Origin of the sequence: Streptococcus mitis (assembly GCF_001579035.1) — a bacterium.
Lineage (GTDB): Bacteria > Bacillota > Bacilli > Lactobacillales > Streptococcaceae > Streptococcus > Streptococcus mitis_J.
On record NZ_KQ970287.1, the window covers coordinates 249,480 to 251,078 of the forward strand.

Here is a 1,599-nt window from a genome sequence, read left to right on the forward strand (position 1 = left end):
TACGATGATTGCTGCGGTTAAAGCGAATGGTCGTACTATTATTGAAAATGCAGCCCGTGAACCTGAAATTATTGATGTAGCTACCCTCTTGAATAATATGGGAGCCCATATACGCGGTGCAGGAACTAATATCATCATTATTGATGGTGTTGAAAGATTACATGGAACCCGTCATCAGGTGATTCCAGACCGTATCGAAGCTGGAACATATATTTCTTTAGCTGCTGCAGTCGGCAAGGGGATTCGTATAAATAATGTTCTTTACGAACACCTAGAAGGATTTATTGCTAAGCTGGAAGAAATGGGAGTGAGAATGACTGTATCTGAAGACAGCATTTTTGTCGAGGAACAGTCTAGTTTGAAAGCAATCAATATTAAGACAGCTCCTTACCCGGGCTTTGCAACTGATTTGCAACAACCGATTACCCCACTTTTACTAAGAGCGAATGGTCGTGGTACAATTGTTGATACGATTTACGAAAAACGTGTAAATCATGTTTTTGAACTAGCAAAGATGGATGCGGACATTTCGACGACAAATGGTCATATTTTGTACACAGGTGGTCGTGATTTACGTGGAGCCAGTGTTAAAGCAACTGACCTGAGAGCTGGTGCAGCTTTAGTTATTGCTGGTTTGATGGCCGAGGGGCAAACTGAAATTACCAATATCGAGTTTATCTTACGTGGTTATTCTGATATTATTGAAAAATTACGTAATCTAGGAGCGGATATTAGACTTGTTGAGGATTAAACCGTAGAGGTGTTTATGAATATTTGGACCAAATTAGCAATGTTTTCTTTTTTTGAAACGGATCGCTTGTATTTGCGTCCTTTCTTTTTTAGTGATAGTCAGGACTTCCACCAGATAGCTTCAAATCCAGAAAATCTTCAATTTATTTTCCCCAACTCAGGCAAGTCTGGAAGAAAGTCAATATGCACTGGCCAATTACTTTATGAAGTCTCCTTTGGGAGTGTGGGCAATTTGTGACCAGAAAAATCAACAAATGATTGGTTCTATTAAATTTGAGAAGTTAGATGAAATCAAAAAAGAAGCTGAGCTTGGCTATTTTTTGAGAAAAGATGCTTGGTCGCAAGGATTTATGACAGAGGTTGTTAGAAAAATTTGTCAGCTTTCTTTTGAGGAATTTGGCTTAAAACAATTATCTATCATTACCCACCTTGAAAATGAAGCTAGCCAACGGGTTGCCCTTAAGTCTGGATTTAGTTTGTTTCGTCAGTTTAAAGGAAGTGATCGCTACACAAGAAAAATGCGGGATTATCTTGAATTTCGGTATGTAAAAGGAGAATTCAATGAGTAAGCATCAGGAAATTCTAAGCTATTTGGAAGAATTACCAGTAGGTAAAAGGGTCAGTGTTCGTAGCATTTCCAACCATCTAGGAGTTAGTGATGGAACGGCTTATCGCGCTATCAAGGAAGCTGAAAACCGTGGAATTGTGGAGACCCGTCCTAGAAGTGGAACAATTCGTGTTAAATCCCAGAAAGTTGCTATCGAAAGATTAACTTTTGCTGAAATTGCTGAAGTGACCTCTTCTGAGGTTCTGGCTGGACAAGAAGGTTTAGAGAGAGAATTTAGTAAG

The 1,599-nt window shown here is 39.1% G+C and carries 2 protein-coding genes and 1 pseudogene; all 3 read left to right on the plus strand.

Annotated features, from left to right (window positions below; genetic code table 11):
* The coding region (locus SMIDD26_RS12940; protein WP_246746933.1) for a UDP-N-acetylglucosamine 1-carboxyvinyltransferase at positions 1 to 751 on the plus strand (751 nt) is incomplete at its 5' end.
* A 15-nt stretch (positions 752 to 766) separates the two neighbouring features.
* Positions 767 to 1,319: pseudogene (locus SMIDD26_RS05625) on the plus strand (GNAT family N-acetyltransferase).
* On the plus strand, positions 1,312 to 1,599 hold a 288-nt coding region (locus SMIDD26_RS05630; RefSeq protein ID WP_134990197.1), incomplete at its 3' end, for a winged helix-turn-helix transcriptional regulator. The pseudogene SMIDD26_RS05625 and the gene SMIDD26_RS05630, both read left to right, overlap by 8 nt.